The following is a 25,445-nucleotide window of genomic DNA, read 5'->3' on the forward strand; positions in this document are numbered from 1 at the left end:
TCATGAAAGAATTCATATATGTGGCGTGTGGTGGATTGGTAGGAACACTTACCCGGTATGGAGTACAGGTCTGGATGCCTGCAGCGAATGAAGGTTTTCCTTGGGCGGTACTGTTGATTAATGCGCTTGGAAGCTTGTTTCTTGGGTGGTTCTTCACCATTGCTATTCCGGGTAAAATAACACCTCAACTCCGCCTAGCGATCGGCACTGGTTTTACGGGGGCATTCACTACATTCTCCACGTTTAGTCTAGATATCGTACGATTGTTCGACGGAGGATTATGGGAAAGAGCTCTGATATACCTGTTCGTTACTTTGGTTATGGGTCTACTTCTCTGTGGACTTGGCATCAAGATTGGACATCGTATGCTCAGCAAATCATCGGCAGGAGGTGCTTCATGATCCTGTGGATTGGGTGTGCAGGTATGGTGGGTGCGCTGCTTCGTTATAGCCTGGGAAAATGGATCTCGGGCTCCGTCGGTACGGGGTTTCCATGGGGAACCTGGATGATTAATATTAGTGGTTCTCTATTACTGGGTTTGCTGTATGGCTGGCATCAGTCGGCTATAATACCGGATTGGTTATGGGTGGTAGGGGGTACAGGTTTTTGCGGAGCGTATACCACCTTCTCCACCTTCGGGTATGAAACACTTGGCTTATTGAATCAATCGCGTTATGCCAGAGCTGCGGTGTACGTCGTTAGTTCGGTCGTGCTAGGTGTTGCTGCTGCTTATGTAGGAACCTGGATCGTTTGACGAACGAGGAAATCAGACGGGTTGCCAAAATAGAAAAATTAATTTTTTTGCAATAAAAAGCAGGAAAAAAGCCATCTCTCATGGTATACATGAAAGGTGGCTTTTCTTATCGAGATACAAGGCTTTCTTTATGATAATGGAAGAACTGTGCAAACAGTCCTAAACTACATCATAACGCCATTTGTTATTGCATTGCGGGTACAGGTACCTTTTGCACTTGATCAATGGTTCCACCGCCCAGGCATACTTCTCCGTCGTAGAAAACGACAGCTTGTCCTGGTGTAATGGCTTTTTGCTGTTGGTCAAATTGTACATCGACACTACCGTCTGCTTGCCATGTCAGCGTTACGCCTTGATCTGGCTGGCGATAGCGGAATTTTGCGGTACAGCGGAATGGAACGTTAGGCACCTTCTCGGCGCCGGCAATCCAGTTTACACCGGTTGCTGTGAGACCTGTTGAGTACAAGCTTGCATGGGCATCGCCCTGTACAACGAGCAATTGATTACGCTCTAGATCCTTATCAGCAACAAACCAAGGCTCTCCATTACCAGACCCACCAATACCGAGACCTTGGCGCTGTCCAAGTGTGTAGTACATTAGGCCATCATGACGACCTTTGACTTCACCAGTAACGATATCGACCATATCTCCACCTTTGGCAGGTAGGTAGTTACTCAGGAACTCTTTGAAGTTGCGCTCGCCAATAAAGCAGACACCTGTACTATCTTTTTTCTTCGCAGTGTACAGACCGGCTGCTTCAGCAATTTTGCGTACTTCCGGTTTAGGAAGATGACCGATCGGGAACATTGCTTTGGATAGCTGGTTCTGATTGAGAGCGTTAAGGAAATAGGTCTGATCCTTGTTATTGTCTACACCACGTAGCAGTTTGAATTGACCATCCTCTTCAACAAGGCGGGCGTAGTGACCTGTTGCTACATAATCTGCACCCAGATCAAGCGCTTTGTTCAGGAATTCGCCGAACTTGATCTCACGATTACACATGACATCAGGATTTGGCGTGCGACCTGACTTATATTCATCAAGGAAATAGGAAAATACTTTATCAAAGTATTCTTTCTCGAAGTTGACAGTGTAGTATGGAATGCCGATCTGTTCACAAACCCGGCGCACATCCTCTGAATCTTCTTCAGCGGTACAGTGGCCGAACTCGTCTGTGTCATCCCAGTTTTTCATGAAAATGCCGATGACATCGTATCCTTGCTCTTTCAATAAGAGTGCAGTTACGGAAGAATCGACACCTCCGGACATGCCAACGACGACCCGTGTATTTTCAATTGTTTTGGACATCGTTATCACCACTTCTATATATAAATGTGTTTCGTTCTCGTTCCTTATCATATCAGAAAGTGCAAGCCTCGGAGCATCCTCTTTCTAATAGGGTAAGAAACATTTTCGCTGAAAGCGATCAAGCTTCTGTGAAGCACGTCAATGGACGCTTTTCTTATTTTAGCATAACCTGGTCTAAGTTACGATACACCCGGCCAATTTTGGATAGTGTCCACTGTAGGCGTACATTTTTTGAAAATCGTCAATCTTTGTTTTCCATAACGCAGACAGATATGTTAACATTAGCTGAGGGTTATGATCGGAATACGTAGGATTAGAAGTATAAGACCTGTATTTTCCCATTCTTAACCACACAATAAGGGAAAGACGGTCATGAATCACATAGGGTAAGTTAAGATTTATCGTGCGTTTTTTCGAAAATTGAAAGAGGTGACTCCTTTGAAGATATCAACAAAAGGCCGTTACGGTCTCACAATCATGATGGAGCTGGCTGCAAGAACAGGCGAAGGCCCTACATCACTTAAAAGCATTGCCGAGCGCAACCAGCTCTCTGAGCATTATCTGGAGCAACTGATCGCTCCGTTGCGTAATGCAGGACTTGTTAAAAGTATTCGTGGTGCGTACGGTGGCTACATTCTGGCAGGCGATCCTGCGACAGTAACTGCAGGTGACGTGATTCGCGTTCTGGAAGGGCCGATCTCTCCGGTGGACTTCACCGAAGAAGATGACCCGGCTAAGCGGGATCTATGGCTGCGTATTCGTGATAGCATTGCAGAGGTACTGGATTCCACGACATTGAAAGATCTTATTACGTTTGAGGATCAGGAGAAAAAAGACAGCTATATGTTCTACATTTAATGAAATGTTCCATATCTAAATAAGATGACGAGCATCAGAGATCACACATATAAAGCCCCCATTATGGGGGCTTTAGCCATGCAACGAGCTATTTAAGCATATTTGTACATGTGAATTTAATTGCGAATTCGTACTTTAACGATAACGGAGTGAAGTGAAATGCAAAGAATCTACCTGGATCACGCTGCATCCACACCAATGCATCCACAAGTCGCAGAAGCGATGATGAAAGTTATGACAGAGCAATATGGGAATGCGTCTAGTATTCATGCATTTGGACGTGATGCCAAACGTGTTGTCAGCGGCTCAAGAGATGCTGTAGCCAAGGCTTTGGGCTGTTTGCCGGATGAGCTAGTGTTCACTGGAGGTGGAACGGAAAGTGATAATCTAGCTATTTTTGGTGCGGTGTCAGCAAGAAAAGATCGTGGACGTCATGTCATTACAACGGAGATTGAACATCATGCCGTATTGCATACTTGTCAAGAATTGGAGCGTCAAGGATACGAAGTAACTTATCTGCCTGTTGATCAACACGGAAGAATTAACGTGGATGAGTTACGTGATGCTATTCGTCCAGACACGATTTTAATTACGATTATGTTTGCCAACAATGAAGTAGGTACAATTCAGCCTATACGTGAGATTGGTGAGGTTGCAAGACAACATGATATCTGGTTCCATACCGATGCGGTTCAAGCATTGGGTACACAACAAATTTCCTGTCATGACTTGCCTGTGGATTTGATTAGTTTCTCTGCTCACAAAATCAATGGGCCACAAGGTGTCGGTGCACTCTATGTGCGGCGTGGCGTTGTACTGGAAGCAAGAGCACATGGAGGGTTGCAGGAGCGGCAGAGACGTGCAGGTACAGAGAATATGGCTGGCATTGCCGGATTCGCTGAAGCATTACGACTTGTTTCGGCAGAACAACAAGTGCGTTACGAGCATGATCTGCAGCTTAGAGCATTGTTGTTTCAACAATTGGAGGAGCACGTGGGGGCAGAGCATTTTCATGTGAACGGCCATCCTGAATTCACGCTTCCCAACATTATAAATATTAGCTTCCCTGAAGTGTCCACGGAAACGATGTTAATGAACCTCGATATGGAGGGGATTGCTGTTGCCAGCGGCTCGGCATGTACATCAGGTTCTCTTGAATTGTCCCATGTGCTCAAAGCGATGAAGCTTCCAGAAGCATTTTTGCATTCAGCGATTCGGTTTAGCTGGGGATTGGGTAATACTACGGAAGAAATCAGGATAACCGCCGAAAAAATTGGAACCATTCTTGGGCGACTGCGTAATAGACCCTAAGGGGATCTTTACACATGGGACATAAGGAGGGAAGAAGTTCCATTTCATCGGTTGGATAGAGCGGTTTGGATGTTGGTATCTGATTGCCATTCATAAGCTTTGGGCATACCTAACAATGATAGCACCGCGCCTATTTAATGATAAGAAGATGAGGGGGACCCTACGATGAAGCTTCAGGAAATGATCGGTCTAGCTGTTTTTGATGTTGAGGATGGCAAACAGGTCGGCAAAATCCAGGATTTCATTGTGAGTGACGATTGGAAAATTGAAGGCATTGAACTTGAGAACAAAGGCCTGTTTACCAGTCATGTCAAAATCGTGCAGTGGCAAGATATCGTTGCCTACGGCGAAGATGCCGTCATGATCCGTAATCAACAGGCTGTCCGCAAGACGGGAGCCGACGACATAAAACATACGTACCTTCTCGGTCAGTCTAAATTGAAGGAGAGAAATGTACTTACTGAAGAGGGTTTGTTATTAGGACGAATCTCTGATGTTTATTTTGACCAAGAGTTGGGAAATACAATAATAGGGATTGAAATTACGGACGGGTTCGTGTCCGATCTGATTGAGGGCCGTAAATGGCTGCCATGTACAAGCGATATGTCTATCGGGGAAAATGCCGTTATGGTACCTCCACTGAGTGAGCAGCGCTTGGAAAATGCCATTCATTCTGTTAATGGATAGGTGAATGAATATGAAATGTCCAAACTGTAGTTCCAAAGATATCGGGAAAATTGGTTCCCACCAGTTTTATTGCTGGGGTTGCTTTATCGAATTAACGGTGAACGGAGAGAAGATGTCTGTGTATCAGGTAGAAGAAGACGGCACACTTAGCTCACTCGATGACTTGTTCTTCGGTGAAGAGTTGCCACAAGACTTCCCTCACCTGCATGCTTCTTCTTAAAGTCAAAGAACTTCCTCTATATGTGGTTTGATGACAGTTTATGTCGTTAAATGCTGTTGCGATACGCGGAACAGGGCATATAGATGTGTGGTTACATAGTAATTCATAGAGTATGCCATATATATGCTCGACCGGATTACAACATGCGTCTCTTTCATGAGAAGGAGGCGTTTTTTTTGCGTTTAGATATAGTGCATGTTCAAAATGCGGTAAAAGATGCACTTCAGCGAGTTTTGAGACATGTCCTGTTAATAAATATTCTCTTTCCTACATATACTGACTTTCAGAGCCAGTCCAAAAGGGAGAGATACAAGTGGAGCAATTAACCAAACACAAGCTGTTCCGTTACGCCATCTGGCTGCTGCTGGGCTTAATTATCTTATATTTTATCTGGCTGTTAAGGCCATTGCTGCTTCATATATATGGATTTCTGAGAACAGTTCTGGCACCTTTTATCGTAGCACTTATCATATCTTATGTTCTGAATCCAATTGTAAGTATGCTAGGTGGGCGTAAAGTGCCGAGGACAATTGCAGTCCTGCTGATTTATGCTTTTTTCCTGACCTGTATCGGTGTGATCTTAATGAATGTGATCCCTGTATTGATTGAACAACTGGAAGAGTTGAATGAACATATGCCAGAGCTTTCGATGCGAGCCCAAAGTTTAATGAATAGCATGGATAACAAGTTAATGCCGCCAAGCGTGCGCACGGGCATGAATAGCTGGTTTTTTCAGATGGAGGATCGACTGACACAAGGGATTACGGTGCTGATGGATAATATCGGGGCAACAATTAACGTATTGTTCAATGTATTTATCGTGCCTTTTCTTATTTTCTATATGCTTAAGGACTTTGAAGTATTTGAGCGTACGGTTGTTGCCTACTTACCCCGCTCACGTCGCAAAGCCATTGTTTCAGTCATGAAAGAGATTGATGCAGCACTGGGCAATTACATTCGTGGGCAATTTATTGTGTGTGTGATCGTGGGGATCTTTGCCTACATCGGTTACGTGATTGTAGATATGCCCTATGCCTTATTGTTGGCAAGCATTGTTGCTGTGTTTAATATTGTTCCTTATCTGGGTCCGTTCCTGGGGGCAGCACCTGCAGTCGTAATGGCGTCAACCGTATCTCTCAAAATGGTGCTGTTCGTGGTCATCGTCAATACGTTATGTCAGGTATTAGAAAGTAACGTCATATCACCACAGGTGGTTGGGCGAACATTGCACCTGCACCCGCTGTCAATTATCTTTGCCCTTCTCGTTGGGGGAGAGCTAGCTGGTATTGTTGGACTTATTCTTGCCGTACCTGTCTTTGCAGTCCTGAAAGTGATTATGCAGCATTTCTTCGCATATTACATCAAGCGAAGGATTGAATAAAGCCAGTCTGGGAGCAGAAGTTACGTGCGTTGACACCTGATAGGCATATCGATATAGTGAGGGTGTATGTTTAGACTATGAAATCGATGATGAAATAAAGTATGCCGGGGTTCCTTTCTCAGAGAATAGACTCCTTCGGAGCAGAATTGAATCTGTCCGATGGCTGGAAGAGTCTAGGAAGTTGAAGCGGCAGAAAGCTAATTTCGGAGTGCAGGACAACCCTGCCGGAAGCGACCGTTATTCGCATCAACGAGGCGATTGTCAATTTATCCAGGATAAATGGCAATAACCAGGGTGGTACCGCGATAACATCGTCCCTGATATAATCAGGGGCGTTTTTTGTGTTGTTTTTATCGCATTATCAGATTAACAAACCGGGGGAGTTACAGCACCGGACATTATAATTAAATTGGAGGAAGACCAACATGAAAGCTAGTGAAATCCGGTCTAAATGGTTAGAGTTTTTTGCAAGTAAAGGTCATAAAATTGAACCAAGTGCATCCCTTGTACCTCACAATGATCCATCTTTGTTGTGGATTAATGCAGGTATGGCGCCGCTCAAACCGTATTTTGACGGTCGTGAGAAGCCAGAGAATCCGCGTCTTGCGAACTCGCAAAAATGTATTCGTACGAATGATATCGAAAATGTCGGCAAAACGCGCCGTCACCATACATTTTTCGAAATGTTAGGTAACTTCTCCATTGGAGATTACTTCAAGGAAGAGACAATCGAATGGGCATGGGAGTTCCTAACAAGCAAAGAGTGGATTGGTTTCGACCCAGAGCGTCTGTCCGTAACGGTATATCCAGAAGACGAAGAAGCGTTCAAACTGTGGAATGAAAAGATTGGTCTACCGGCAGAACGAATTATTAAGCTGGACGAAAACTTCTGGGATATCGGTGAAGGTCCTTGTGGACCATGTACGGAGATTTTCTACGACCGCGGCGAAGCTTATGGCAACGATATGAATGATCCAGAGATGTATCCAGGTGGAGAGAATGAGCGTTACCTCGAAGTATGGAACTTGGTATTCTCTCAATTCAATCATAATAAAGATGGCAGCTATACCCCGCTTCCGAACAAAAACATTGATACAGGCGCAGGCCTCGAACGGTTTGCTTCCATTCTTCAAAATGTGGATTCCAACTTCGATACCGATCTGTTCCAACCGATGATTCAGAGAACAGCAGCACTTGCTGGTGTTAAATATAATGATAGCGTAGAAATTGACGTTGCGCTAAAAGTGATTGCGGATCACATCCGTACGGTTTCTTTTGCTGTAGGTGATGGCATTCTGCCAGGTAATGATGGCCGCGGATATGTTATCCGTCGTTTGCTCCGCCGCGCAGTGCGCTACGGTAAAGTACTTGGACTAGACCGTCCGTTCCTGTATGAACTGACAACCACCGTCGGTGAGGTTATGGGCGTGTACTATCCAGAAGTGGTGGAGAAGCAAGAGTTCATTGCTAAAGTCATCAAAACGGAAGAAGAGCGTTTCCATGAAACACTTAGCGATGGATTGGCGATTCTAGCTGATATTAGTGCAACAGCTAAAGCGGAAGGACGCACAGTGATTAGTGGCCCAGAAGCTTTCAAATTGTATGACACATATGGATTCCCGTTTGACCTCACAGAAGACTATGCAGCTGAGAATGGCCTCACGGTAGACCGTGAAGGATTCGATGTTTCGATGCAGAGACAACGTGATCTTGGACGTGCAGGTCGTCAAGAGAACGAAAGTATGAAGGCTCAAGGTGGCCCTCTTGCTGATCTAGAGGTTAAAAGCGAGTTTGTTGGTTATACTGACCTGTTGAAGGAAGCGAAAGTGGTAGCTATTGTTGCTGACGAAGCGCTTGTGGATGCTGTCGGTGAAGGGCAGTCTTGCCAAGTCATCCTTGACCAAACACCGTTCTATGCGGAAAGTGGCGGACAAGTCAGTGACCAAGGTTTATTGCGCGGAGCTAATATGACTGCTAAAGTTCAAGGCTTGTTCAAAGCTCCAATGGGACAACATGTACATTTGGTCGTGGTAGAAGCTGGTGAGCTGCGTGTAGGCGATGTCATTACAGCAGAGGTGGACGCGTCCAAACGTGGGGATATTATCAAAAACCATACCGCAACCCACCTGTTGCACAAAGCGCTCAAGGATGTACTAGGAACTCACGTTAATCAAGCAGGATCATTGGTTGAACCACAACGTCTGCGTTTCGACTTCTCTCACTTCGGCAGCATCACACCGGAAGAATTGACGGAGATCGAGCGTCAAGTTAACGAACAGATCTGGAATCGCTTGAACGTGAATATTGAATTGAAGGCGATCGATGAGGCCAAAGAAATGGGCGCAATGGCGCTATTTGGTGAAAAATACGGGGATATCGTGCGCGTAGTTCAAGTAGGAGAATACAGTTTGGAACTTTGCGGCGGTTGCCACGTAAATAATACATCGGAGATTGGAATTTTCAAACTAGTAAGCGAAAGCGGAATTGGTTCCGGTGTGCGCCGTATTGAAGCTGTTACGGGTCGTGGTGCATATCTCTATGTTGAGAGTCAATTAGAACTGTTGAAACAATCGGCTACCTTGCTCAAAGCGAATGTTGCTGATGTGCCTAAACGGATCGAAGGCTTGAATCAACAATTGAAAGAAGCAGCGAGAGAAGCAGAATCCCTGCAAAGCAAGCTCAGTGCTATGGAAGCAGGTCAACTGACCGACCAAGTGGTACAAGCTGGTAACACGCAGGTGCTAGCGGCTCGTGTAGATGCTCCGAATATGGATGCACTGCGAACTGTAGCGGATGAACTGAAGGCGAAACTGCCTAATGCAGTCCTCGTACTGGGTGCTCCTGCAGATGGGAAAGTGAACTTTGTTGTCGCTGTACCTGCAGAGCAAGTGAAGCAAGGTCTTCATGCAGGTAAGATTGTCAAAGAAGTTGCAGCTGTGTGCGGCGGCGGCGGCGGTGGACGCCCAGATATGGCACAAGCTGGAGGTAAGGACGCATCCAAGCTCGATGAAGCACTGAAAGTGGCTGTATCACTTGTAAGTGAGCATGTTGTTTAATTCTAACGAAATCAATTGAATTGAACATCTACAGAGGATGAAGCGAATATAAATTACTGTTTTCAGTTACGAATGAACAGAAACAACTTGCTGTAAACAGTAACAGTCAAGCAAAAAACACAATTCGCTTCTCCTTTGTTTACTCGTGACAGTCAGAATATGTTATTATATAAGCAGAAATCAATTCGGCAGGACATGGTCCCCATGTTCATGCAGGAGCGAGGTGTCATCAATGGACTCCATGGATAAGACGGTTAAATTTAATGTGAAAGCTGACGAGCAGGAGGCATCCTCCCAAGAGATTCTTCTCACGGTATATGATGCACTGGTCGATAAGGAGTATAATCCTATCAACCAGATTGTCGGGTATCTGATCTCTGGCGACCCCGCATACATCCCTCGTCACAACAATGCACGCAGCCTGGTTCGGAAAAAGGAGCGCGATGAGCTCATTGAAGAGCTTGTACGTTCTTATCTGGCCAATCACCGGTAATGTACACCGCTTCCGCTGTGATGCAACCCATGCAGGGCAGCGGGAAATGAACCGACAGTAGTCAGCCTGAAGCTTGAGAGAGAGGATGATTCATCCTCCTAAGCAGGCTTGAGGATGGGAGAGCATGATGAAAATATTAGGTTTGGATTATGGGGACCGAAGAATCGGAGTTGCTGTCAGTGACGCCTTCGGTTGGACTGCCCAGGGATTGGAAGTGCTTGAACGCCGCCGGGATGAAGGTGAGTTCGGTCGAATTGCCGAGCTTGTGCGCGAGCACGAGGTTAGCGAGATCGTTGTAGGGCTCCCCAAAAACATGAACGGCACCGTAGGGCCGCGTGGTGAAATCTGTATCGATTTTGCCGAACGCCTGCGGGGCGAACTGAATTTACCTGTTCACCTTTGGGATGAACGGCTGACAACCATGGCAGCAGAAAGAACGCTGATTGAAGCGGATGTCAGTCGGAAAAAACGCAAGCAGGTTGTGGACAAAATGGCCGCAAGCTTGATTTTGCAAAATTATTTAGATGCCAACAGTAAAAGGTGAGGGGGATCAACAATGGCTGAAGATCAACTGGGTATGGAAGAAGAATCGGAGATTATTTACATTGCGGATGACGAGGGCAATGAAGAAGAATTCGAAGTCATCATGAAGTTTGAAGTAGATGGTTCGGAGGCCAAGTACATGATGGTTGCTCCGGTTGAGCCCGAGGATGGAGAGACGGATGTATATGCATTCCGTTACGAAGAAGAGGGCGACGACATTAAACTTTTCGTCATCCAAGATGATGCCGAATGGGATATCGTTGAGGAGACGTTTAATACATTCTTAGCAGAAGATGAAGAGGAAGCGAACTAAATGACTGAATACAGCCGCAAAGACCTAAAATGGACAGATTCACTGCGTTTGGCTTTTGGTGCTCAAGTTGAGCTCGAGGAAGAGAACGGGAAATCACATCCCTACGACTTGCTGGCTGAATTCGAAGTGAATGGTCAGCAATACGCCGTACTTCGAAGCTCATTGCGTCCTTATGACGAAGTTGAACTTCTGAGAGTATTACCAGGTAGTGAAGACCAGATCATGCCTGAGTTAGTAACGATTGACGATGATGAAGAATGGGAGGACATTTCGGAATTATACGATGAATGTACACTTCCCATTGATGAAGATTAATCAGCTTCAAATTGAAGAAACCGGAAGGGCGGAGAAGTCCGCTCTTTTTGGTTGTGTAAAGGAGTTGTTTCTTTTTTGAAAGGGAAAGTCTGGATGATTCTTCTGCTTATCATTGTTATAGCTGTCGGTGGGGCTGGTGCTTATGCCTGGAACATGATGCGTCCACTCGAAGCTTCAACAGAGCCGATCGTTTTTGAGATCAAAAGTGGAACAGGAACATCGAAAATTGCAGAACAACTACAGCAAGAAGGTCTTATTCGAAGTGGTCTAGCTTTTAAAGGATACTTGAAATGGAAGAAGCAAGGTTCGAATTTTATGGCAGGTACCTATTCGATGAATCCAGGTGTATCATATGAGGAGATCGTGAACAAGCTGAATAATGGTGAAGTTGTACCCGAGGAAATGGTGAAGTTTACGATTCCGGAAGGTTATACTGTGCTGCAAATGGCAGATAAATTATCGGAAGAAGGCATTGTGGATCGCGATGAATTTATCAAGCTTGCCAATGATCCTTCGGCCTTTGATGTAGATATTATTAAAGATATTCCAGTAGATGAAGAGCTGCGTTATGTGCTCGAAGGGTATCTGTTCCCAGAAACCTATGAACTCAAAAAGGACAGCTCTACCCATGATGTTATGCAGCGCATGCTGGAGGAGTTCCAGACCAAAGTGAATTCAATTCCGAATCTGGAGACTGAGCTGCAACAGAAGAAGTTGTCATTGCATGAATTGCTGACTATCGCTTCGCTAGTGGAGAGAGAAGTTGTCGTTGATGCGGAACGTCCTCTAGTCGCGGGTGTGATCTATAACCGGATTCATCAGGACATGAAGCTGGAGATTGACGCTACAGTGCAGTATTTGTTGGACAAGCCAAAGGCTAGATTACTCTTCAAGGACCTAAAGGTAGAGAGTCCCTACAATATGTATCTGAACAAAGGGCTACCTCCGGGACCCATCGCAAGTCCAAGTCTGCCGTCCATTCAGGCGGCGCTTCAACCAGAAGCTTCAGAGTACCTATTTTACGTAACCAAAAAAGACGGTTCGTCCGGGCATTTGTTTGCCAAAACGTATAAGGAACATCAGCAAAATATAGCCAAAAGTAAGGCTGCGCAATAAGCGGAGGGGATGTATATGAGTAAGAAACATGAACTGCTGGTTACAGCAGCGAATGTAAATGAAGCAGAGGTACTGTTACAGGCAGGCGCGGATGCCCTGTTAGTTGGGGATGATCGATTCGGTATGCGACTTCCTGGTAGCTTCACTATAGAAGAGACAGCAAAGGTCGTAGAACTTGCAACTCAACATCAGGCACGCGTTTATGTATCTATGACGAACTTGATGTCTAATGATCTGCTGAAGGAACTACCTGAGTACGTGCAAGCATTGGGCAAAATCGGTGTACACGGAGTGGAGTTCAATGATCCGTCGGTGCTTGGAGCTATTCGAGAATACGCTCCGCACATTCAGCTTCATTGGAATGCAGAGATGACGTCGACCAACTATGCCACCGCCAACTATTGGGGGACAAAAGGTGCTAGTCGTGTTGTGTTGGCGCGTGAGCTGAACATGGACGAGCTTACAGAGATGGTTCCTTTTTTGAAGGTGGAAGCTCAGGTACAGGTACATGGGATGACTAATATTTATCATTCCAAGCGTAGCCTCGTACAGAGTTACATGGCACATCAGGGTCGTCCTGTGGAGGGAGATCTCGGCAAAGAGCGTGGCTTGTTCTTGATTGAAGCTGAGCGACGGGATGAGAAATTCCCGATCTATGAAGATGTGAACGGGACACATATTATGAGTTCAGAGGATATTTGCATTTTGGAGGATCTACATTTGCTAATGGAGGCAGGCGTGCATAGCTTGAAGATTGAAGGCATTTTGAAGCCGCTAGCCTACAATGTAGCTGTAGTTAAGGCCTACCGAAAAGCAATTGATCATTATATCTCAGATGCTGATGCATATGCCTTCTCCGAAGATTGGCTGGATGAAGTTCGTGAATTGCAAGATCCTGAACGGGAATTGTCATTTGGATTTTTCTACAAAGAACAAGTGTATTAATAGAAGAGGTGAAGAAAATGGAAACAGTGGCGGTACAGCGGAAGTTCTCCGGCAAACGTAACCGTCTGGATAAACCGGAGTTGCTTGCTCCGGCTGGGAATCTGGAAAAACTGAAGTTTGCAATCCATTACGGCGCAGATGCCGTGTATATTGGTGGACAGGCTTATGGCTTACGTTCGAATGCAGACAATTTTAGCTTTGAGGAAATGCGTGAAGGTGTTGAATTTGCCAAGAAATACGGAGCGAAAGTGTTTGTGGCAACGAACATCTATGCACACAATGAAGATATTGAGGGGATTGAAACGTATCTTCAGAATCTGTACAATGCCGGCATTTCGGCTGTAATCGTAGCAGACCCAGCCATTATTGATGTAGCGCTGCGTGCGGTTCCTGGACTTGAGGTTCACTTGAGTACCCAACAGTCAACCCTTAACTGGCAAGCTGTGAAGTTCTGGAAAGATGAAGGACTGCCACGCGTCGTTCTAGGTCGTGAGACAAGCTTTGAGGAGATCGAGGAGATCAAGGCACATGTCGATATCGAGATTGAAGCTTTCATTCATGGTGCAATGTGTTCTTCATATTCCGGACGTTGTGTATTATCTAACCACTTTACGGATCGGGACTCCAATCGCGGAGGCTGCTGCCAATCCTGCCGCTGGAAGTATGATCTATTTGAGGATGCAAGAGAAGAAGGGGTATGGGTCAGCGAAGAAGAGATGCAGATGCAAGCTCCTGCTCCGTTTAACCTTGGTGAGAATCAGATTCCGTTGTTTGAGAAACAGGATAACGCGTTCTCGATGGGTTCCAAAGATCTGTGCATGATCGGGCATATTCCTGAATTGATCGACGTAGGTGTGGATAGCTTCAAAATCGAAGGGCGTATGAAATCCATCCACTATGTAGCTACTGTGGTTAACGTGTATCGTCAAGCGATTGATTCTTATATGGCTGATCCAGAAAATTATGTGTTGAAACCGGAATGGGTTGAAGAGATGAATAAGGCTGCAAACCGTCCGTTAAACACAGGTTTCTTCTATGATACACCAGACCATGAGGATCACATCTACGAGCCGGAAGAAAAAGCAGTTCCTTATGACTTCGCAGGGCTTGTTATGGATTATGATGCTGCTACGGGTATGGCAACAATTCAACAACGCAATCACTTCAAGCCGGGCGATCAAATTGAGTTTTTCGGCCCAGGAGGGACATTCTTCAAACAAGTTGTAGGAGAATTGCAGGATGAGGAAGGCAATGTTCTGGATGCGGCAAGACACCCATTGCAACGTGTCAAAATGAAAGTAGATCAACCTATTTCTTACTTCGATATGATGAGAAAAAAGAAATAGTCTTACAGACCTATAATATAACAAAATAGTATTATGGAATGACAATATTATGTTATAAAACAATAAAAATGACCTCCGTATATCGGTTAATGGGGGTCTTTTTTGTATAGAAAATTAGGAAAAAAGTTGTAAAAAATTTTCGTTTTAGTAAAGGGGAAATAGGAAAACTGTCGAATAATACATCTTTATAGGGGAAAGTAAGGAAAATCCAACAAGTAGAAACTGGCAGGTGAATGGGAATGGTTCAAAAGAAGCAGAAAGAAAATGGGGAAAAGAAGGAAAAGCCGGTGAAGGAAAATAAAGTGTTAAACGTGTTAAAGGAAAAGATTACGAAAAAGGGAAAAGCTGTACATAGCAAAGCGGATGGAGCTCCGAATAAAGAGCCCTTTAAAGTAAAATGGAGCAAGCCAGATTTGAAGAATGTGAAGTGGAAGAATATAGGGGGTTCAACGTTATCCCAAATTAAGAAAGCGAATCCAATTAAATCGGTTGGCGTCAAATTGTTCTTTATCTTTTTTGCTGCAATTATGATTTTTGTCGTTAGCTTGGGGCTATTATCTTATAATAAAGCCAAGAACACGATTGAACAAAATGCCTCTCTTTCTAACCAAGAGACGATTGAACAAACGAAACAAAAGCTGGATATTATTTTAGAGCGTTTTGTGGATACATCCACACAGATTTTCTTCGATCCAGAGATGCAATCGTTATTGCAGAAAATGTCTGACAAGAACTTGTCTGCGTATGACCTATTTGTGAATTCTAGTTCCATCAACAAGCAATTGTCTAACATTGCTTTTACAAACAAATCCATGGAAGCGATTTATTTGGTTCCTACGGATGAAACGAAATCAACTATGGGTACAGGGAATAGTAGTTCCTCCATGGGAAGCATTCGTACTGAGCCTTGGTATGCTGAGCTCACCCAATCCGGTGGATATCGCTGGTTGCCTACAGAGAATGAAGAAGATGGATCTATGCCAACCTTCCGCATTGCTCGCTCCATGAAGAATTTACAAGGCTCCAACCAATCGTATGTCTTAATTATTGAACTTAAATTAGAAGTATTGGAAGAACAATTGAAATCGCTTGATTTGGGGGCAGGTTCAGTTCTACAGTTGATTGCTCCAGACAATAAAGTAGTTGCTTCTACCATTCCGGATCGGACAGGAAAAGATACCGAACTGGCATTTTTCAAAGATCTTACCGAAACGACAGGAAGTCTTAATACGGAATACACGGTGGATGGTAAGAACACAGAGATGTTAGCTGTGTATAGCACGATGGAATCCTCCAACTGGAAATTAATCGGCATGTTGCCAACGTCCGTATTGGTTAAGGATGCCAAAGGTATTCTTACGCTCACATTGTGGATGGCACTGCTCGATGCTGCAATTGCAGTCTTAATCGGTATTTGGATGGTTCGTATGTTTGCCCGTCCGCTCGGTAAATTGAAAGACCTGATGCAACAAGGAGCCAAAGGGGATCTCAAAGTTCGCACGCCGTATACATCTAAGGATGAGATTGGTCAATTGTCGGCTGCCTTCAATGAGATGATGGAGCAGATTACCAAGCTGGTTGAACAAACGAATCGTTCTGCACAAGAAGTGCTGGATACAGCGTCGGAGCTCAGCAATGCTTCCAAGAAAACGGCTGTTTCCGCTTCTGAGATCGCTGTAGCTACAGAAGAGATTGCAGGAGGTGCGAGCAGTCTTGCAAACGAAGCTGAGCGTGGGAATGATCTCACAGATAACATCTCTCGTCAGATGGAGAGTGTGGTCGCTGCCAATGAGGAAATGGGGCAATCCGCACGTCATGTTGAGAAGTCCAGTGAAACGGGTATTCAGCATTTGAATCAATTGATGACCAAAACCCAGAAGACCGAAGAAATGATTGGTGCACTGGTGAACAAAGTGGATTCCCTTAAAGAGAGCACGTCCTCTGTTCTGAAGGTGCTCGATGTAATGCAAAATATTACGAAGCAAACGAACATTCTGTCCCTTAATGCTACGATTGAAGCAGCACGAGCGGGTACGGCGGGACGCGGATTTATGGTCGTTGCTAATGAGGTGCGGCAATTGGCTGAGCAATCTAGGAAGTCGATTGACATGGTAGGAGAAATTACAGACAACATCATGGCCGAAATGAATGAAACCGTTACAGCCTTATCGGATGCATACCCATTGTTCAAAGAACAAATGGATTCCGTGAAGGACACCAACGTCATTTTTGCTTCAGTTCAGCAACAAATGGGTGCGTTCGTAGAACGACTGGATATGGCAACAAGTTCAATTGGAGACTTGAACCAATCACAGGTTACGCTATCTGAAGCGATGAGTAACGTTAGCGCTGTGGCGGAAGAATCATCAGCTACATCACAAGAGGTTGCTTCACTTAGTAGCGAACAGCAAAATATTAGTAATCAGCTGGTTAACCTGTCTGATAAGCTGCAGAATGTATCCACCGAATTGAAAGACACCTTGTCACGTTTCACCGTGTAATCACATAATCTAAGAGAAGACCTGTTCCGATGATATGATGGAACAGGTCTTTTGCTGTTATTTATTGGATACATACATGTCCTTTGCAGCATACTATGCTAAAACGCTAAAGGGTGAGCACGATGAATGTAGACTTAAAACGTAGAATCTTTGTAGCCTGTTTGCTTTTGACGGGTGTTTTTGCCATTCTTCTGTTCCGTCTAGCTTGGATTCAGATTATTCAAGTGAATCAGGTAATTCCGGGTACCACTCGTTCATTGCGGGAGATGTCTGTACTACAGCGAGAACGGGGTGTGATGCTTGATTCGGGTCGAGGGCAATTTACAGATTATAGAGGGAAGTCATTAACGGGAAAAATGGAATGGGTGCTTGTTCTATTTCCGCATCAACATGCGATCAGTTCAGCAACGATCCATCGTGCAGATTCACAGTTGAACCAGCTAGCTGCTATTTTACATACTGATGTCGTGAAGTTACAGCAGGAATGGGAACAAGACCATACACCTCGGTTATGGACAGCAGGCAATCAACAGCCTGTTGTATTAAGTGATTCGCAAGTAGCCCAGATTCGTCAATTGGAGGACGTGAGGGCATATGTTTATCCGATGATGAGCCGATATGATCAGAAATATACAGGGATGCAATGGCTTGGGTATGTAGCTGAGCAACCTAATCGCCTCGTAGCTTCAACAGCCCATAAAAATGAAGTAAAGCAACCATTTGCGATGAAGTCGGGTGCAGCGGGGCTAGAGAGGACGCTTGAGCCATTGATGATGGGACTGGGACCTACGTTGCTCACACGTATGGTTACAGGTTCTGGTGAGATCATTCCTGAAATGCAGCCACGAGTTATTGCTCCAACCAATAGTCATTACCCTTTACAAGTAGAGACGACGGTAGATATAGATCTCCAGCAGGGTTTGGAGACCATTGCGAAGCAGTCGGGTATCCGTGAAGGAGCTGTCGTTGTGCTGGATGCGGCTACGGCTGATGTGCGAGCGATGATTTCTATGCCCATGTATACACCACAACATGTGGAGCCGACGGAATCCTCTTGGGCCAATCGTGCGATCCAAGGAGCCGTTCCGGGATCTATTTTCAAAATCGTCACAGCCGCTGCGGCACTTGAATCACATGCTGTATCTCCGCGGGAAACCTTTCATTGTAACGGGGAATGGGGAAAATACGGACTATCTTGCTGGAAAGAACATGGGCATGGAACGTTACATCTAGAAGAAGGTTTTGCTCAATCTTGTAATATCGTCTTTGCCGAGACGGCTCGCCGATTAAGCATGGAACAACTGGAACGTACGGCCAATGCTCTAGGGCTTTCACGTACCATTGGTTGGGAGGGCAAGCATATGGGGGGAATGCCCATCCTGCGACACTTTGATCATGAACAGGCGGGTCGAGTTCGCACCACAGTAGTTTCCTCACAAGATGAAGGAGCTAAAGTGCAGACTTCAATTGGACAGCGTGATACGCTGGTCACACCTCTTCAAGCAGCCAATCTGCTGGTTACTCTCTTGCATGATGGCAAAGTGAGTGCACCTAGGTTAGTTCAACGCATTCGTTATGCAGATGGTGATACGATGCTAGAGATGCCCTTACATGATTCGCCATCTCCTGTGGGTCAGATCTCACCAGCTACTGCTCATCAGTTGTTAAAGTGGATGAGAGGAGTGGTTACGGATGGAACGGGAAAAACCCTGCAGCAAGCCAAGTGGCATGTTGCAGGGAAGTCTGGAACGGCTCAAGTCGAGCAGCAAGGGCGTAAGCTGAATCATCAATGGTTTATAGGTTATGGGCCAGTGGAGAATCCCAAATATGCAGTTGCTGTGTTAGTTCAACATGTCGCTCCGGGAAGCTCTCACCAAGCCACGGCATTGTTTCGCAGCATTATGGATTACTTGGCAGAGGGATCGCCATCGTCCGCAGGTTGAGACGCCTGTGCAGAAGGGGTGCCATGACGTTCAGGTTCTTCTGAATGATGACTTGCTGCTCCGGCAGCAACTGGTGTATCCATGACGAGTGGAGAGGAATCAAACTCATCTTTTGGCAAGTGAATCCATTGTTGTAGATATCCCTGTTGCAGCAATTCTTTCAGCAAGATTAATAACACGGGAGACAATACCACGCCTGCAAGTCCGAAGATCGAGAGCGAGATAAGCATAAATGAGAGCATCAAGTAAGCCGAAGAGACACCGATGGAATTACCTGATATTTTGGGCTCAAGCAACTGGCGTGTCAGCATCGTTACTGCGAGCAGGACAACTAGGCCGATGGCTAATGTACTGTTTCCAACAATAAACAGATAGACGATCCAAGGGATGAATACAACCGGAACACCGAGCAGCGGAACAAGGTCAAAGACTGCACAGATTGCCGCAATCGTAAAGGCATTACTTGTTCCTAAGATCAATAATCCAGCATAGATCAATACAAAGGTGATTAACATCATGATCATCTGTGCTTTTAGATAGGAACGAATGGTTTTGAACACATGATTGCGCATGAATTCAATCGCCAGCTTTAATGTTTTTGGTGTTTTGGCACGGGCGAATTTACGCCAGGATTCAATCTCAATACTAAGGAAAAAGGCGAGAATAATGGCGATCCCGAAGTTGGTAATAAATGAAGAAAAGGAGCTTAGGAATCCAATAAGATACTGAGCACCACTCGTTACCCATGTCGAGATGAATCCAGTCAGTGTAGCAAAATATTCATTTACTTTGTCCATGATGCTTACAGGCAAGGCATCCGATTTGTCCTGTGCGAAATGAACCAAGTTGGTGAATTGCTGTTGAACCATTTCAATATAGGATGGAAAATTATCCTGTAGGTTGGAGATCTGAGAGATAATGATAAGCCCCAATCCAAAAAACAGAGCGACAATGACCCCGAGAAATAACAAAACCGATATAGCCGCCCCTAACGTTTTCGCTAATCCTCTTCGATGTAAGAAACGAGCCAGTGGTTCGATCATCCAATAAACGATAAAAGAAAGGAACACGGGCGCAGCAATTTGATACAAACGGCTGAATCCGTACATGATGAAATAAACGGTCAACACGAGTAACGCAATGTCGAAGACGGTGCGTCCATATTTTTTGTATAACGGTAACATAGGCTCTACTCCTTCGTATGTATGAGGTGAAAGGTAAAAATAGGAATGCATTCATTGTACACGATCATACTCTTTTTTGGAAAATAGGATTCAAGATAAGTCTGAATTGTGATAAAATTATAGGTGGTTTCTTTTCCATAGCACATAGATTGGTAGCCATAATTCAGCGAGAGAGACGGGGAATTGAAGCATGACGAGTCTACTTCATAGCCTATTGATATGGGCATTGTATATTTCATCATTTTACGCCTTTATTCCAAGTTTGATTAGTAGGCTTTTTGGTTTTCGGGTATTCAGGCGAGGAAAAAGCGAGACCGAATTTGCCCTGACATTCGACGATGGGCCAGATCCAGTGTATACACCAAGGCTGCTGCAGCTGCTTAAGCAATACGATGCCAAAGCGACGTTCTTTGTTGTTGGAGAGCATGCAGCCCATCATCGGGATTTAATCCAGCGAATGCATGAGGAAGGGCATCTGATCGGAATTCATAATTATATTCACAAGACGAACTGGTTAATGAGACCTCAAACCGTTCGGAAGCAGATTCAGCAGACGGGACAGATTATTCATGAAGTGACCGGGGTGAAATCCTGTTATTACCGCCCGCCATGGGGCATCATGAATTTGTTTGATTTTTTTAGCAAAAAAGATCGGAAAATTATATTATGGTCATCCATGTTTGAAGACTGGAAAAGCCGAGTAGGGGTGCAGAAGCTAACCGAACGAATGCTGAAAGAGCTGAGGGGTGGCGAGGTCATGTTATTGCATGATCGCGGTACAACGTTGGGAGCTGACGCACAAGCGCCTGAACATATGCTTGAGGCTCTGAAGGTTGTTCTCCAAGAGGCCGACAGACGAGGGCTGCATAGTGTGAGGGTGGATACTATAATGGGAGGAGGCGCTATAATGAGTGAATCCCAAGAGAACAATCAATCTCAGGTTCAGTTATCCTTCTGGAAGAGAGGTATTGTCGCGTTATGGTTGCTCTGGGAGAACGTGTTTCACTGGATGTATCATCTGAGAACAGCTTCTCCGGGAGATCCGTTATTACATTACCGCCCACGTGTGTACCATGGTGCAATGGTTGAGATGACCGATGGACATGTGATGCAGAATGGGGATCAAGTGATTGAACTTCATTTTGATAATAAAAAATTATTCGAATTAGGCATGACCTCACGTTCCAGTATGCACTTAGCGATTCGTATGATTCGTGCAATCGAACAGCAGTTACCTGATTTGGCTCGGCAGATCGCTTCCGATCCGAAGCTTAGCTCAGCTAAAGCATTGTATGGTGTCAGCATGATTAATCGTGGGCCAGAGAAGTTTGGCTTTACGGTTCGGGATTTACCCCCTGGGCCGTTTAGTGCGGCTTCTAAGATCTATCTGAAATTACTGCTCAGTGTGATTCATCCTGCAGGCACCAAGCGTCTGAAACAGCGTTCGGAACAGCTTGTACCTAAAGTCATCGCCATGTCACTGGAACATCTATTGCAGCACTATGGAACGAGAAGCTTCGCTGCAGCGTCGGTTGAGCAGGTTCATACTACTGTGAAGGAGCCACAACAGGATTTGTTGTCAGGAGCTGAATTGAGAAACGTTCCTCCAATGTGATAAGAACGCATGTATAAGTAGATAAGTAGAGATACAAAAGTCATGATTTCTTTTTTTTCTTCCTAATGTTAAGAAAAAAGGGTGGTTCCTTACCGTGTTGGTAAGAAGCCACCCTTTTGTTATTGTTTCTGATAAATGTTATGGAACCATTTTAATTAGATTTTCAACACGCCGCCGTTACTTGCGTTTGTTACAAGTTTGGAGTAACGAGCCAGTAATCCGGTTTTCACTTTTGGTTCAAAGCCTTTCCAACCTGCACGACGACGCTCGAACTCCTCGTCACTGATGTGCAACTCGATAATACGGTTGTTCAGGTCAAGCTCAATGATATCTCCTTCTTCAACAAAGGCGATTGGACCACCTTCAGCCGCTTCTGGAGAGATATGTCCGATACTGATTCCGCGGGATGCGCCAGAGAAGCGTCCATCAGTGATCAGGCCGACTTTGGCACCGAGACCCATACCAACGATTTGAGAAGTTGGAGCAAGCATCTCAGGCATACCTGGTCCGCCTTTTGGTCCTTCATAACGGATAACTACAACATGACCTTCTTTAACTTTGCCATTCGCAATGCCTGCCAGAGCTTCATCTTGAGAGTCGAAGCAGATTGCGGGACCTTTGTGATATCCGCCAACCGAAGCATCTACTGCACCAACTTTGATAATAGCTCCTTGAGGTGCAAGGTTACCGAACAATACAGCCAGTCCACCTTTTTCAGAGTGCGGATTATCTATTGTGTGGATACAGTTGGTATCCTGAATTTCGTGACCTTCAACGTTCTCACGGATCGTTTTACCTGTCACGGTAATGCAATCAGCGTGGATCGCGCCTGGTTTCTTCAGCAATTCGTTCAGAACTGCACTTACGCCGCCTGCATTGTGAACATCTTCGATGTGCAGATCAGAAGCTGGAGCAAGCTTAGCCAGATGCGGTACGCGGTTAGCTACTTCATTGATGCGCTCGATTGGATATTCAATGCCTGCTTCATGAGCCAATGCCAACGTATGCAGTACCGTATTGGTAGAACCACCCATAGCCATATCCAGAGCGAACGCGTTATCGATTGCTTCGACAGTAACGATATCGCGTGGTTTCAGGTCAAGTTTGATGAGTTCCATCAATTGTTTAGCAGATTGTTTAACAAACTCACGACGCTCAGGAGCAACAGCCAGAATAGTTCCGTTACCTGGCATAGCCAGTCCCATTGCTTCTGCTAGACAGTTCATGGAGTTAGCCGTGAACATACCGGAGCATGAGCCACAAGTTGGACAGCCAAACTGTTCAAGCTCAAGCAAGCTCTTGTCATCAATTTTACCCGCTTGGTAAGCACCTACACCTTCAAATACGGAAGTCAGGGAGAGAGCTTTACCGTTGCTATCACGACCGGCTTTCATCGGTCCACCACTTACGAACACGGTAGGGATATTACAACGAAGTGCACCCATCATCATACCTGGTGTGATTTTGTCACAGTTCGGGATACATACCATACCGTCGAACCAGTGAGCGGATACTACCGTCTCAACGGAATCGGCAATAATATCACGGCTTGGAAGGGAGTAACGCATACCAATGTGTCCCATTGCAATCCCATCGTCAACACCGATTGTGTTGAACTCAAATGGAACGCCGCCAGCTTCACGGATTGCATCTTTTACAATTTTACCAAACTCCTGCAGATGTACATGACCAGGAACGATATCAATGTAAGAGTTACATACGGCAATAAACGGCTTGCCAAAATCTTCTTCTTTAACGCCTGCGGCACGCAACAAACTGCGGTGCGGTGCACGGTCAAAACCTTTTTTGATCATATCGGAACGCATCTTATTGGCTGACATGGTGTATTTCCCCCCAAATTATATAGTGTATTCGAGCAACATGAATGGAAATAAAATGGCAGTGGCTCTGTCGTTAAATTTCATCCGTACTCTAAAAAAATAGACCGACAATTGCCGGTTCGAGCTTCCCGTAGTTTGTGAAATTCTTTGCTGCTTTAAACCCGTGAACAACCCGGTTTTTTTATAGAGTCTATCACAATCGTCGTCATATTTCTACAATCAATAGAAAGAAGCCGGCTTCCAAATCCATGGAGTTCGACTTCTAAGTTTGAACACAGCTATTCATATATATCGGATCGAAATGTTCAAGATAAGTTAGTTGCTTCCGCCTTTGCGTCCAATTTCCCGATAAAATTCCTTATCATGTGTCTCGGAAGTGGCGTTCCCGCCCTTGCGCCCTATCTCTTTATAGAAGTCTGTGTTATGGGCATCCGAGGTCGCTTCACCGCCTTTTTTACCAATGGTTTGGTAGAAGCTACGATCATACTTTTTGGAGGTGGCTTTACCACCCAGTCGTCCCGCTTCTTCGCGAGTCATTTTGTGTTCAGACGTTTGTGGACGTGCCATTACAAATCACTCCTTAGATCATAAGTTGTTTTTTGTAGCGCGTATGCCTATTTACCACGGTCTTTGCAGGCTGAAACAAAATGATTCGGACACATTATAATCATGCAGAGCGTTTGGAAACCTCCTGACGATGGAAGGTGAAACGCGAAAGATTGGGTTCAATAAGCGGTCTGAATGTATGGCGAACCGCCGGATGTGCAAGCATAACAGCAAACAGGACTGCGATCACAATGATGACCGGAATATATAAGCTGCTTTCCATATAATTGTATACGCCAGACCAGATCACCAGACGAACGAGAAATCCGTGCAACAGGAACACATACAGGGTGCGTCGTCCCATTTCTGTTATTTTAGAAGTGAGTGTAGGAACCCAAGCTAGAAATAATGCAGCTGACCCAAACTGTACAGCGTACATGCCTAGGCGGTAGATGCCCGCATACCACTCGGAATGACCCAGTTCAGCATAAGTCATGCTTCCCAGCAGCCAGCCAGGTGAGAGCGGAATTCCGCCTACGCCAATCAAAATGAGTACACCCACGGAGAATAGTGCAGCTACATAACGACTCCAGTTTGATTTTAGATGGGAGCGAATGGCTGTTCCGTAGTCATAACCAATGATAAAGAACGGAAGGAAAACAAACGTACGACAGAAGCTGAGCCAGAAACCGTCTACAGGTAGATATCCAGCGATGATTCCAAGAATAATGGAACCAATCAACCGGTAGATCGGTTTCCAAGATAATGTGACACGAAGTAAGAGCCTCCAGCAGAAATGACTGGCTAGGAACCATAATAACAAGTAAGGTGCAAAAAAAGATAAGCGCATATGTGGCGTATGGAACACCGTGAAATCCATCAATGCGTATAAGGATTGAAATAGTACATACTGGATGGCGATGTGCTGAAGCACACGTTTACCGGATTCTCCTTGAAGAGTGTGTCTAGCAAAATACCCGGTTACCCACACGAACAGTGGCATATGAAACGTATATATCCACAGGAACAATGTCTCTGCTCCAGCAAAACGTGTAATAATTGGTTCAAGCGCGTTCCCTACAAGAACACATACGATGAGCATGAATCTTAAATTGTAAAAAAATGAATCTGGATCATCACGATGTGTTGTCCGAATGTTCATGATGTA

At 45.1% G+C, this 25,445-nt stretch carries 23 protein-coding genes; 18 read left to right on the plus strand and 5 right to left on the minus strand.

All coding sequences use genetic code 11. The features are described from left to right. Positions 1-2 precede the first annotated feature (2 nt). Complete coding sequence (gene crcB, locus ASD24_RS23730) at positions 3-401, plus strand: fluoride efflux transporter CrcB (RefSeq protein ID WP_056701253.1); 399 nt, start codon at positions 3-5, stop codon at positions 399-401. After that, complete coding sequence (gene crcB, locus ASD24_RS23735; protein ID WP_056701255.1) at positions 398-754, plus strand: fluoride efflux transporter CrcB; 357 nt, start codon at positions 398-400, stop codon at positions 752-754. The genes crcB (ASD24_RS23730) and crcB (ASD24_RS23735) overlap by 4 nt, the downstream gene beginning before the upstream one ends. 184 nt (positions 755-938) lie before the next feature. Here crcB (ASD24_RS23735) and mnmA read toward each other — a convergent pair whose 3' ends face one another. Continuing rightward, entirely contained in the window at positions 939-2,063 is a 1,125-nt protein-coding gene (gene mnmA, locus ASD24_RS23740) for a tRNA 2-thiouridine(34) synthase MnmA (RefSeq protein ID WP_056701257.1), read from the minus strand. A 438-nt stretch (positions 2,064-2,501) separates the two neighbouring features. Here mnmA and cymR point away from each other — a divergent pair, with 438 nt between their 5' ends. The 15 genes from cymR to ASD24_RS23815 all read left to right on the plus strand — a co-directional run bounded on the left by cymR (position 2,502) and on the right by ASD24_RS23815 (position 19,091). After that, positions 2,502-2,921, plus strand: a complete 420-nt coding sequence (gene cymR / locus ASD24_RS23745; RefSeq protein ID WP_056701259.1) for a cysteine metabolism transcriptional regulator CymR — start codon at positions 2,502-2,504, stop codon at positions 2,919-2,921. Positions 2,922-3,080: 159 nt separating this feature from the next. Next, on the plus strand, positions 3,081-4,232 hold the full coding sequence (locus ASD24_RS23750; RefSeq protein WP_056701261.1) for a cysteine desulfurase family protein: 1,152 nt from the start codon (positions 3,081-3,083) through the stop codon (positions 4,230-4,232). Positions 4,233-4,397: 165 nt separating this feature from the next. Next, entirely contained in the window at positions 4,398-4,919 is a 522-nt protein-coding gene (locus ASD24_RS23755; protein ID WP_056701263.1) for a PRC-barrel domain-containing protein, read from the plus strand. 10 nt (positions 4,920-4,929) lie between these two features. Beyond that, positions 4,930-5,139 carry a hypothetical protein gene (locus ASD24_RS23760; protein ID WP_024633070.1) on the plus strand — a complete coding sequence of 70 codons (210 nt, stop codon included), beginning with the start codon at positions 4,930-4,932 and terminating at the stop codon, positions 5,137-5,139. Positions 5,140-5,452: 313 nt separating this feature from the next. After that, positions 5,453-6,520: an AI-2E family transporter gene (locus tag ASD24_RS23765; RefSeq protein WP_056701265.1), complete on the plus strand. Its 1,068-nt coding sequence runs from the start codon at positions 5,453-5,455 to the stop codon at positions 6,518-6,520. Positions 6,521-6,945: 425 nt separating this feature from the next. After that, positions 6,946-9,576 (plus strand): alanine--tRNA ligase, encoded by a 2,631-nt coding sequence (gene alaS, locus ASD24_RS23770; protein ID WP_056701267.1) that lies wholly within the window; start codon positions 6,946-6,948, stop codon positions 9,574-9,576. A 232-nt stretch (positions 9,577-9,808) separates the two neighbouring features. Next, the gene (locus ASD24_RS23775; protein WP_056701269.1) at positions 9,809-10,069 is read left to right on the plus strand and encodes an IreB family regulatory phosphoprotein; all 261 of its coding nucleotides are present in this window, start codon (positions 9,809-9,811) and stop codon (positions 10,067-10,069) included. A gap of 127 nt (positions 10,070-10,196) precedes the next feature. Next, a complete protein-coding gene (gene ruvX, locus ASD24_RS23780) occupies positions 10,197-10,613 on the plus strand; it encodes a Holliday junction resolvase RuvX (protein WP_186380887.1) in 417 nt (138 codons plus the stop codon). A 12-nt stretch (positions 10,614-10,625) separates the two neighbouring features. Then, positions 10,626-10,925, plus strand: coding sequence for a DUF1292 domain-containing protein (locus tag ASD24_RS23785; protein ID WP_024633075.1), 300 nt, complete (start codon positions 10,626-10,628; stop codon positions 10,923-10,925). Further along, positions 10,926-11,240, plus strand: coding sequence for a DUF1292 domain-containing protein (locus ASD24_RS23790; RefSeq protein ID WP_056701273.1), 315 nt, complete (start codon positions 10,926-10,928; stop codon positions 11,238-11,240). Positions 11,241-11,333: 93 nt separating this feature from the next. Beyond that, the gene (gene mltG, locus ASD24_RS23795; RefSeq protein ID WP_056701713.1) at positions 11,334-12,356 is read left to right on the plus strand and encodes an endolytic transglycosylase MltG; all 1,023 of its coding nucleotides are present in this window, start codon (positions 11,334-11,336) and stop codon (positions 12,354-12,356) included. Between the two features lie 15 nt (positions 12,357-12,371). Next, positions 12,372-13,301, plus strand: a complete 930-nt coding sequence (locus tag ASD24_RS23800) for a peptidase U32 family protein (protein WP_056701275.1) — start codon at positions 12,372-12,374, stop codon at positions 13,299-13,301. A gap of 17 nt (positions 13,302-13,318) precedes the next feature. Further along, entirely contained in the window at positions 13,319-14,647 is a 1,329-nt protein-coding gene (locus ASD24_RS23805) for a peptidase U32 family protein (protein ID WP_056701277.1), read from the plus strand. Between the two features lie 239 nt (positions 14,648-14,886). After that, positions 14,887-17,148, plus strand: coding sequence for a methyl-accepting chemotaxis protein (locus tag ASD24_RS23810; RefSeq protein WP_056701279.1), 2,262 nt, complete (start codon positions 14,887-14,889; stop codon positions 17,146-17,148). A 122-nt stretch (positions 17,149-17,270) separates the two neighbouring features. After that, a complete protein-coding gene (locus ASD24_RS23815) occupies positions 17,271-19,091 on the plus strand; it encodes a peptidoglycan D,D-transpeptidase FtsI family protein (RefSeq protein ID WP_235540792.1) in 1,821 nt (606 codons plus the stop codon). On the opposite strand, the gene ASD24_RS23820 is transcribed toward ASD24_RS23815, so the two are convergent. Then, positions 19,055-20,275 (minus strand): AI-2E family transporter, encoded by a 1,221-nt coding sequence (locus ASD24_RS23820; protein ID WP_056701281.1) that lies wholly within the window; start codon positions 20,273-20,275, stop codon positions 19,055-19,057. The genes ASD24_RS23815 and ASD24_RS23820 overlap by 37 nt on opposite strands. 262 nt (positions 20,276-20,537) lie before the next feature. Between ASD24_RS23820 and ASD24_RS23825 the strand changes: the two genes are divergently transcribed. Further along, positions 20,538-21,890: a polysaccharide deacetylase family protein gene (locus tag ASD24_RS23825; protein WP_235540794.1), complete on the plus strand. Its 1,353-nt coding sequence runs from the start codon at positions 20,538-20,540 to the stop codon at positions 21,888-21,890. 155 nt (positions 21,891-22,045) lie between these two features. On the opposite strand, the gene ilvD is transcribed toward ASD24_RS23825, so the two are convergent. The 3 genes from ilvD to ASD24_RS23840 form a co-directional block, all read right to left on the minus strand. Continuing rightward, positions 22,046-23,731: a dihydroxy-acid dehydratase gene (gene ilvD / locus ASD24_RS23830; protein WP_056701284.1), complete on the minus strand. Its 1,686-nt coding sequence runs from the start codon at positions 23,729-23,731 to the stop codon at positions 22,046-22,048. A gap of 315 nt (positions 23,732-24,046) precedes the next feature. Next, positions 24,047-24,298, minus strand: coding sequence for a KGG domain-containing protein (locus ASD24_RS23835; protein ID WP_056701286.1), 252 nt, complete (start codon positions 24,296-24,298; stop codon positions 24,047-24,049). 100 nt (positions 24,299-24,398) lie between these two features. Continuing rightward, positions 24,399-25,439: an acyltransferase family protein gene (locus tag ASD24_RS23840; protein WP_156395534.1), complete on the minus strand. Its 1,041-nt coding sequence runs from the start codon at positions 25,437-25,439 to the stop codon at positions 24,399-24,401. Positions 25,440-25,445: the final 6 nt, after the last annotated feature.

This window comes from Paenibacillus sp. Root52, assembly GCF_001426865.1.
Taxonomy (GTDB): Bacteria; Bacillota; Bacilli; order Paenibacillales; family Paenibacillaceae; genus Paenibacillus.